Annotated in this window: 12 protein-coding genes and 1 pseudogene; 7 read left to right on the top strand and 6 right to left on the bottom strand. The window is 46.4% G+C overall.

Annotated elements, in window-relative coordinates:
- Positions 1–45: 45 nt before the first annotated feature.
- The 4 genes from HBA26_RS22080 to HBA26_RS22065 all read left to right on the top strand — a co-directional run bounded on the left by HBA26_RS22080 (position 46) and on the right by HBA26_RS22065 (position 2,037).
- On the top strand, positions 46–729 hold the full coding sequence (locus HBA26_RS22080; RefSeq protein WP_126345399.1) for a hypothetical protein: 684 nt from the start codon (positions 46–48) through the stop codon (positions 727–729).
- Positions 722–1,069 carry a hypothetical protein gene (locus HBA26_RS22075; RefSeq protein WP_126345398.1) on the top strand — a complete coding sequence of 116 codons (348 nt, stop codon included), beginning with the start codon at positions 722–724 and terminating at the stop codon, positions 1,067–1,069. Before HBA26_RS22080 ends, HBA26_RS22075 begins: the two co-directional genes overlap by 8 nt.
- Before the next feature lie 2 nt (positions 1,070–1,071).
- On the top strand, positions 1,072–1,551 hold the full coding sequence (tssD, locus tag HBA26_RS22070) for a type VI secretion system tube protein TssD (protein WP_126345397.1): 480 nt from the start codon (positions 1,072–1,074) through the stop codon (positions 1,549–1,551).
- 114 nt (positions 1,552–1,665) lie between these two features.
- On the top strand, positions 1,666–2,037 hold the full coding sequence (locus tag HBA26_RS22065; protein ID WP_126345470.1) for a hypothetical protein: 372 nt from the start codon (positions 1,666–1,668) through the stop codon (positions 2,035–2,037).
- Positions 2,038–2,116: 79 nt separating this feature from the next.
- Here the strand turns inward: HBA26_RS22065 and HBA26_RS22060 are convergent, their stop codons facing one another.
- The 4 genes and pseudogenes from HBA26_RS22060 to HBA26_RS22045 form a co-directional block, all read right to left on the bottom strand.
- Positions 2,117–2,590, bottom strand: a complete 474-nt coding sequence (locus HBA26_RS22060; protein ID WP_166721050.1) for a SymE family type I addiction module toxin — start codon at positions 2,588–2,590, stop codon at positions 2,117–2,119.
- Positions 2,591–3,033: 443 nt separating this feature from the next.
- Positions 3,034–3,519, bottom strand: a pseudogene (locus HBA26_RS22055) (Hcp family type VI secretion system effector).
- Position 3,520: 1 nt separating this feature from the next.
- A complete protein-coding gene (locus HBA26_RS22050) occupies positions 3,521–4,039 on the bottom strand; it encodes a hypothetical protein (RefSeq protein ID WP_126345395.1) in 519 nt (172 codons plus the stop codon).
- Positions 4,020–4,535 (bottom strand): DUF2778 domain-containing protein, encoded by a 516-nt coding sequence (locus tag HBA26_RS22045; RefSeq protein WP_126345394.1) that lies wholly within the window; start codon positions 4,533–4,535, stop codon positions 4,020–4,022. The genes HBA26_RS22050 and HBA26_RS22045 overlap by 20 nt, the downstream gene beginning before the upstream one ends.
- A 639-nt stretch (positions 4,536–5,174) precedes the next feature.
- Here HBA26_RS22045 and HBA26_RS22040 point away from each other — a divergent pair.
- Both HBA26_RS22040 and HBA26_RS22035 read left to right on the top strand, forming a co-directional pair.
- Positions 5,175–6,188: an HNH endonuclease domain-containing protein gene (locus HBA26_RS22040; protein WP_126345393.1), complete on the top strand. Its 1,014-nt coding sequence runs from the start codon at positions 5,175–5,177 to the stop codon at positions 6,186–6,188.
- Positions 6,188–6,772 (top strand): class I SAM-dependent methyltransferase, encoded by a 585-nt coding sequence (locus tag HBA26_RS22035; protein WP_126345392.1) that lies wholly within the window; start codon positions 6,188–6,190, stop codon positions 6,770–6,772. Before HBA26_RS22040 ends, HBA26_RS22035 begins: the two co-directional genes overlap by 1 nt.
- 37 nt (positions 6,773–6,809) lie before the next feature.
- On the opposite strand, the gene HBA26_RS22030 is transcribed toward HBA26_RS22035, so the two are convergent.
- Both HBA26_RS22030 and HBA26_RS22025 read right to left on the bottom strand, forming a co-directional pair.
- Complete coding sequence (locus tag HBA26_RS22030; protein ID WP_126345391.1) at positions 6,810–7,244, bottom strand: hypothetical protein; 435 nt, start codon at positions 7,242–7,244, stop codon at positions 6,810–6,812.
- Complete coding sequence (locus tag HBA26_RS22025) at positions 7,241–7,942, bottom strand: hypothetical protein (protein WP_166721049.1); 702 nt, start codon at positions 7,940–7,942, stop codon at positions 7,241–7,243. Before HBA26_RS22025 ends, HBA26_RS22030 begins: the two co-directional genes overlap by 4 nt.
- Positions 7,943–8,326: 384 nt before the next feature.
- Here HBA26_RS22025 and HBA26_RS22020 point away from each other — a divergent pair.
- A partial coding sequence (locus HBA26_RS22020; RefSeq protein ID WP_166721048.1) for a hypothetical protein occupies positions 8,327–8,821 on the top strand: 495 nt, incomplete at its 3' end.

Here is an 8,821-nt window from a genome sequence, read left to right as displayed (position 1 = left end):
TCCGTCGTCGGCAGCGTCAGATGTGTATAAGAGACAGGGATTATTATGGCCGATGTAGAAGATATAGCCCGGAGATTATGCAATATTATCGTTTCTCCTGATACAGTTACTGGGCTTATAAATGGAGGGCTATTTGTACCGCTAGATTATGGATATATGGTTTATGGTATCTTTGACAGGGATACGAGGTATGCCCGTGAAACTCAACGTATAAGAATGATGACTGCCATAAAAAACGACATTTTGAATTACGAGAACATTGTCAACGCAGTTAAATGTATTTTTAAAGTATTCAATAGATATTTAACCGAGGATGAGCAGGATAAAATATACCGATCTGTAACGACTTCAATTGCAGGTAGAATATCAACCAATATTATTGCATCTACTATCGCAAAACATGTTATTGAAAGAACGTCCTTCACATTTGTTGTTTTCAAAGGGAAAAAAAAACCAATCACGGCACTGAGCACACTCCTTTTGTTTGGGGGAATGGCTGAACGCTCAATCAGAACATCTGACAGACTCAAAGCCGAAGCCCCTGAGACATATCAACTTCTGAGACCAAGAGACTACGATCTACTTTATTTTCTGTTCGCTGATGCCGTCCAGCCTTTCGTAGATGCTATCCATGCAGGTTATTCAGAAGGTATGCCTGTATTTAATCAGATCATGAAGAAAGTTAATGAAAAACTAACAACACACACTACGGTAGGCGCGTATGATTAAGTTTATCATCCCAATTATAAATCTGCTTCTTTGCGCATATTTAGTTTTAGCCTATATCCTTTGCTGGATAGAATTCGAATCCTGGAATGATAAAATAATCGCCTTTTGCATCATTACCCTAAGCGCTTACATTCTTTCACTAGTAATGAATAAATTACTACCAAGAAAGATACGTATTTTGGGCGGGATCCTGGATGTGTTATCAGGTCCCTTAATGATCATCGGTGCATTTGCTTGTATAGCTGTCCTTGAACCATGGCCGCTGAAAATTATTGGCTTATTCATATGGGTCGTGGCGATGTTGCACCTACCTTCTTTTGTAAATATAGATGAGGAATAATCATGTCAAATCCAGCATATCTTTGGTTAACCGATGCTAATGGCTCACCCGTCGTAGGAGGTTCCATGGTGTCCGGTCGGTTAGGTGCTATTGAATTAAAGGCAGTCGCTCATCACCTCACCATTCCTGTGAGTGGACATACAGGCCGACTAACAGGTACCCGTGTACATACACCGATTGCTGTTCAGAAAGAGTTTGATAAAACAACTCCGGTTCTTATCAGGGCACTGTGTGAAAACCAAACGCTAAAATCGGCTACGATCAAAATGTATCAAATTGATGATGCAGGAATCGAGAGAGAATATTTCAACATTATCCTGGAGAATGTAAAAATCACGGGGATTACGCCAAATCTGTTCCCGGGTTCTGGAACAGGAACGCATACAGAGACAATCGAGCTAAGATATGAGGCAATCACCAGGAAACACTGTGACGGGAATATAGTTTACAGAGATGCCTGGAATCATATGGCGATAGCCTGAACCGACTTTAAAATTTCTCGGTCCGGGGTAACGTTGTGCTTGTCGGTCCGACCAAGCGGAACGACGCCGGGAAGCGCTGGCGATGATTTCCACCGCTTAAAGGAGAGCATCATGATGGAACCCACACTCTCTCAAGTCATTGAGGTTGTTCGAAACTCCTCAGGTGAGCATCGTAAACCTATCGATAGCAATACGTTGATTGAGGCCGATTTGCATATTTGCGGTATGGATGGCGAAGACCTACTGGAAGACTGCGAAGAAGCTTTTGGCGTTCAGCTTGCCACGGAAGAAGATGGCTATATGAAAACGTTCTCTCTCGAAGAAAATGAGTATCTGTTTACAGGTGAAGGTATAGACTTTTTTGGCATCTGTCGATTTATCCGCTGGGTACGTGGCATACCCGAACCTGTTATACGCGATTTAACCGTCGGCGAACTTCACGCTGTGCTGGTTAAGGCTGTGAAAGAGCAGGTACAGCACGAGTGATTTCTGAAGATTACGGGCATGGGATAACATGCCCGTATCGTTTTATTGCTCCAAGGATTACATGAGGTGGGAAGCACGGTTACTCGGACATCGCCTTCCCTGTTCCACGCTTAACAGTCGGTATATCACCGGTATCATTCAGCGCTCCCGGAAAGGTCTTCAGCAACTGTGCGACTTTCTGTTTATTGATATTCACCACGCTCATCCCTTCCAGGCATCCCCATAATTCTCTTGTATGCTGGGGCGTAATGACAATGCAGTCTTTCATGGCGCGGATTTTTACCGGCATGCCGTTAATAAAGCCAGCACGGGTTAACCACTCGCCGCCCAGAAGAAGATATTTCATGTCTATGCGCGCATACAGTTCGCAGCAGGCTGCACTGTCCTGCGGCGTTTCCGCGCGGGGATGAACAGGCGCCGCGTTGGGCGGGTTGCCGTGCAGACGGCGGGCGCTGTTTTTGCGTACCAGCTCGCGGTTTTCAATCATGCTGGTGAAAGCGTCTGATTCTGTTTTGCAAACAGTAAACTCTGGCTTAAAATTCGTCGCAGCCATTTTCAACTCCTGATTAGTTGTTTGTGGTTAGCGGTATGGGGGTGTTGCAGCACCTTCATATCGCGAAATATCTCTTTAAATACTTTTCGTTACTTCCTTTGCCGTTCGGCGTAATTTCTGGTGCTCATTATACAGGGCTGAATATAAATACAGCGGTTTGGCGTGGGGTAAATTTGAATTTTGCGAGGGGGATTCAGGAAAAGGGTTGGGTCAGGGAAATTACGCAGCGATGACTATCAGAATATAAGGTGAGCGCCCGCATGGACCTCAGAGCAACCATTCGCCGCTCTGCGGGCTGGCAATGAGTCGTTTTATTATCAAGTTCGGTGACCGACTGAGCGATCACCTTTAATACGATGGCAGTTACACAGCATTACGGACAGGCTCCTTTTAGAGGATAAGCGTTAATAAAGAGGAGGCACTCAATGCCTCCGTTCTATTTGTTACGCTCTTACGTTCCAATCGTCCGTATACTGGACATTACCATCAACATAACGCCAGGTGATTTTGTCATACATCAGGGAAACAGATTCCATGTGGTTGATCTGCGAGTTTCCTGTCATCTTAGCGTTTGGCATCCCTGGGTTAATGCCCGTCACTTTCACACCCTCAATGGTCATGACGAAGTAGCATTCTTCTTGTCCTGCATGGTTAATGCGATACCAGCGAATCTCCGCACTTTTCAACGTTTGACCGGTGGCAACGGCTTTTTATAGATACGGGCTGGAGCTATCAAACTCCTTTTCAATCATCATCGGAGAATGTGAACGCTTGCCAGTAATCTTCCCGTTGGCACTGTCTACTGGAATGTTCAGACCATGACTAAAGCCAACAATCTCTATACTCCCCTCACGATCCTGAACGTCTACAGCTCCTTTAATGTCTGCGCCGCCATCGTCCTTAAGCCACATGTAAGCCGGAATAGGCATTTTACAAACTCCTTTTAGTTGTGATTTTCTTCGTGATGAACCAGTAGCAAACAATCGTTAAGAGCAACTGAAAGCCCACAATCGCCGCTATTGTGAAATTTGAATACGTTTGATCTGGGAATAAAGACCGATAAGGCAGCAAGCGAAATAACGCCCAAAACAGGAAGGTAAACCCGAAGATTTTAGCTAACCGTCGCAGTGTGGAACTGAACCACTCTCTGGGGATACCAGCTGGACTAACTTTGTGAGTCGCGCCACGGTACGCCGTGGTAATAGCGCTCATGACAGGTACGCTGATTAATGTATTGATTAAGATGCTAAAGTAGCCGTCTAAGGATTCCCAAACTTCTGAATCAGGTTCACCTAAAATGAAGCGGGTAAACTTGTCGGCGCTTTGGAAATCGAAAAGCTCCATAATAGAATTAACTAATCCATCATACGGAACCATTTCAGCAACGATCAGCATAACAACAGCGAACAGCACTATCTTGATGAATAAACTAAGGGCATGTTTTGCCACCGGAGATCACCTCAATCGTGCCGTATGCCTGTAGCTTCCTCATGCAAGGAACATCTATTTTTTGGCTTCTCAAAAGAGCATTACGCAACATGGCAAAATCAGAATCATGTGGGAGAGTGATACAACCTTCTGATAGTACGCCTGGATGCAAACGGAAATTGCCACGCTGAACGCTCTCAATCCATGTGTAATCGTCGATCCCCCAATCATCACGCCATAATGCGAACCATTCAGAATGTTTGAATGTTGCACCATTGGCGAAGTGATTATAAATGTCTCTTCCCACTGTGTTTAGCTGTGACTTGAGTCCACCCTGAGGGCGGTCAACAATCCAGTATTTACCCGCTGGTACTGGCCCCTCTTTGGGGATCATTCCACATGCCCCTCGATTACGGTAAGCACCATTACCAGAGAAAGCTAAAAACGTGCCTATACCAGGAAACGATAACGGGGAATAGTACGCATCATTAATTACGAACTTTCCATGTAGAGCCATAGATAACCCTTTTATCTATAATGACTTGTTGGCTTATCGTACTCCTACGCAATCGGACATAAGAAGGTTTTCTTCCGAGAGACCTCTGATTTTCAGACAATAGCCCGTTGGTGGTAAGACAACGTGTAAGGCCGTTAGGCGGTAACATCTGAGGTGTGTCAGGAAGCTAGGTTTATCAAGTTGACCATGTGCCCTCAGGAGCTAGACCGAACCGCTGGCAGAGTGACCTGCTCCCTGATGTTAGTAGTGTCTTCATAAGCCACATGAGGACATCCCCATGAAGAGGCGTTTTTCCGACTGGCGTAATTACTGCTGCCTATTATACAGAGCTGAATATAAATACAGCGGTTTTGCGATGGGTAAATTTGGGAAATACGAGGGGGACTCAGGAAATAGGGGTTGGTGTGATACTGGAAATCGCAGGTTTGAAAATCATTTCTATTTGCCTCATCCAGAAATCTATTCTTTCGCTAAATTACCTTTAACGACAAATTCATCGCATCCAGCCCTTTTTCTCAGATCCCACAAAAATTCATCAAACCTATAGATTAACGATTTACATCACCCTGATTTTGTTATGTGATCCTGTTACAGGCTTTAGTAACGCCCTGTCCAGCCAACCGTAACAGGACTTCATCGATGGAATTTTATCAGGCCGATCCGACGCTTGAGAACTACTGGCGTGGTGTGATCCTCTTTGGAAGGAACGTCGCATCTTACAAATTTGCGCTGGCGTCAGCGTTGTATGAAGTGGATAAAACGGGCAGCGATTTGATTACGCTCGACCAGCTTGCTGTGCCGTTCAGCCGCTATCTTTGCGAGCACCTGAAACATGCGCCAAAACAGATCACCTCCCGCAGCAGCCAATTTCTGGAAACCTGCCTGAAGTTCAACAGAGGCGAAATCACCCACGCCCAGCTCATTGAAGCGACGGTGCGCCTTGGCTTTAACAACGTGATAGATGCCTTTCATTACGTGAACCAGGGTGAGATAGATAAACGTTTTTTCCTTGATGAGCGCAAAACCAACAACGGGATCCGCCTAACGGATAACTTCTATTTACTGGGCGAACGCCTGCAGTATAAAAACCTCGCCTTTGAAACCAATGCCCGCTGGAACCTGGTGGAACAGGCCTGGTCGATGGGGATATCGCGTAACCTTGTAGGCGTAGAGTTCGATGAAGATAATCAGCTGCTGTTCACAAGGGTGAACGCGCGTCGCGTAGACATCACCAGCTGCCGCGACAGCCTGAATGGGTACCAGAAAGGACGGTGTTTTTACTGCTTTAAACCCATCAGTCTGGTACCGGGAGACGCAGAACTGGCGGACGTCGACCACTTTATTCCCTGGGCTGCCCGCCATGAAGTGAGCAACATTAACGGCGTATGGAACTTAGTGCTGGCCTGTCGGTGCTGTAACCGTGGCGTTGAAGGCAAGTCGGCACGCATTCCCGAGCTCAGGCTCTTGCAGCGGTTACACACCCGCAATGAGTATTTTATTCAGAGCAAACTGCCGTTACATGAGACGATTGTTCTACAGACAGGGCAACGTCCTGAAGCACGGAAAAGCTTTCTTCAGCGCAACTGGCAGGCCGCGCTGGAAAAACTTATCCATACCTGGAAACCCAACGTGGAAGGCGAGGCAACGTTTTAATGACACTTCACTACTATCAGAATCACGCACAGGATTTCTTCGATGGCACGGTCAATGTCGATATGACCCCGCTTTACGCGGCCTTTACCCAACATCTGACGCACGGTGTCCGGGTTCTGGATGCGGGCTGCGGTTCTGGCCGGGATGCAAAAGCCTTTCATGAGATGGGTTATCAGGTGGATGCTTTTGATGCCTCTTCCGCGATGGTGGAGCTGGCAAGGCAACATACCGGGCTACCCGTGCAGCTGATGACATTTTCAGAGATCGACGGTAAGGCGCATTACGATGGGATCTGGTGCTGTGCTTCTTTGCTGCATGTCCCCTCTTCTGAGTTGCCTGCGGTGATGCAGAAGCTTGCGGATGCGCTTAAGCCTGGCGGCGTCTGGTACGTGTCCTTTAAGTATGGCAACGGTGAGCGGGTGCAGGGTGAAAGACGGTTTACGGACCTGGATGAAGAGGGATTGCAGGAGTTGCTGAGGGCGGTTCCGGGGATGGAGATAGCTTCGCTTTGGACGACACAGGATAACCGCCCTGACAGGGATGAGACATGGCTGAATGGGATACTACGAAAAAGCGCCGCATGATCATCAGGCGGTGCTAATTGATACGGAATAAGTTAACTCAATAATTCATCACTTTGGTCAGCTCAACTTCACCCGTGGTGGCATTGAAGTACAGATAGAAAATGTCCCCTTTTATCTGATCGGGTTTTGACCAGATTTCCTTATCCCCCAGCCGACGCTTTTCCTTTGTGTATCCCAGCGTTTCGAGATACGCGCGCAACGGTGCAGCTCCGGTAGCCCCCTTAAAAAAGATGCTATTTGAAGGGGCATAACCATCGCCGGGATGCGCCTCAAAATAAAAGTCGTCCGTTACACGCGGAGCGTTTTCAATGTCCTTATCTGTCAGCGTGTGGTAGTGGAAAAAGTCATTTTCTGTGTAAACCGTCGTTTCATCCGAACCCGATGCCACGAGCCAGACAAACAGCCATCCGAGGATAAAGACGGTGACAACCGAGAGTGCACACCACTTCAGAATTTTTATAAGGATTGTCATCGTTTAGCCCCCATGAACGAGAACGATGTTCCATCGTTTGTAATGACCTTCACCACTCCGGATGCAAAATCGTCCCACGGCCGAAGCCACGTCATAAAATGCGGAAGATTGACCGTATAAGGCTGGTGCCGCACACACTGATCCTCAGGATCAGGAAAGAGAATCGGGCGAAAGCCATGGTTTTTATGGGAACCGATAGCGCCGTAGTAATCCCAGCGGCGAACGGCTGATTCATAGCTCACGGGTTTGAGACGGTAGCCGTACCGATCTGGAATAATTGCCCGATAGAACCCGAACAGGTCGGAGACCAAATCCTCACCGCTAAAGCCGCTGTCCGTATACCAGGAGAATGACCGCAGGCTTTGCAGGCCTTCAAATCTGGATGCGGTGTTGATCATCATCGCAAGCATGATTCTGTTAATGTCTTCGGTGCTCCGGCCACGCTTAATTTCCCAGTGAGAGAACTTCCCGACGCCGAGCCGCGATTTGAATTTTAAGACACCCATATCTTGCCGATACATGACGGAATAAGTTGGCTTACCGCTACGCTCTCCCTCAACGAATTGACGTTTGAGCGTTGCCACGTCATTGCCACGGGCATGTCCCATATCAAGCCAGCCCAACGCCTCGGTGTAGACGATCCCTCTGTCGAGAACGTCAAAGAGTGCCCCATCCTTTATCTCTCTTCTGGTGCTCATGCTTACATCTCCATATGTAGTCTAACTGGCTATGTTATAGACGATTTTTTTGGCCGTCCAGACAACTGCCATAGGGTTTGTGGAATTTAAGATGTCAGGCGCGGGAAGACCAAGCGCATCTGAGCAAAAACTCACCGGTTCAACAGAGCATTTAGCCGCATTTCCCGCAAGTAGGCAGGAGTGAGGATTGGCGTGGCGGTGAATGGGGCACTGGCAGGTGGGGTTAAGGTAGCTCAGGGTAGTGTGGGAAGGTATGGAGGAAAATAACATAAAGCATTCCCCAGCCGAAAGTATTAATATGTTTTACAGTTCACATACAATGACTCATTTCAAGCGTATATGTAATTATAATGAACTATACATTATATTTTTAGAGGTTTCACAATGTCAGATAATATTATATTGAAAGAATTTTTCAAGTCTCTTAATGAACAGGAAGAGCCGTTTACTCAGCTCTTAAAAGAAGATCGACTAGGTATGATATTACGCTCAGCTGTAAACGAACTAAATTTAATGCATTATAAAAACCATAGTGCATACAACGCGACATTTAGTCAGGAAGAATATTATTATATATTCAAACTGGGCGTTTCTAGATTAATTAAATTAGCCCTTGAAGCACGAACCTCATTTGAAGCCCCTGCTATAATGTTTCTACAAAGCTCTGAAATAAGCGCTGAAACACATAATATTGTAAGAGGCGTAGGAATGGTCGAACATGGTAGAAGAATTGCGCAGTCAGTTTATTCCGGCCACACTAAAATAGAAAAAACAGGGGGGAATGAGTTTAGAATAACCATACCATCAATACTTGTTGATGAAGAAGCCCATGAAAAACACATATCGAATTATTATAAAGACTGTCTCTTATACACATCT

The sequence above is a fragment of the Enterobacter sp. 725m/11 genome, from assembly GCF_011683705.1.
Lineage (GTDB): Bacteria > Pseudomonadota > Gammaproteobacteria > Enterobacterales > Enterobacteriaceae > Enterobacter > Enterobacter bugandensis.
The sequence above is the reverse complement of the archived record's forward strand: the minus strand, read 5'-3'. Positions and strand labels throughout refer to the sequence as shown.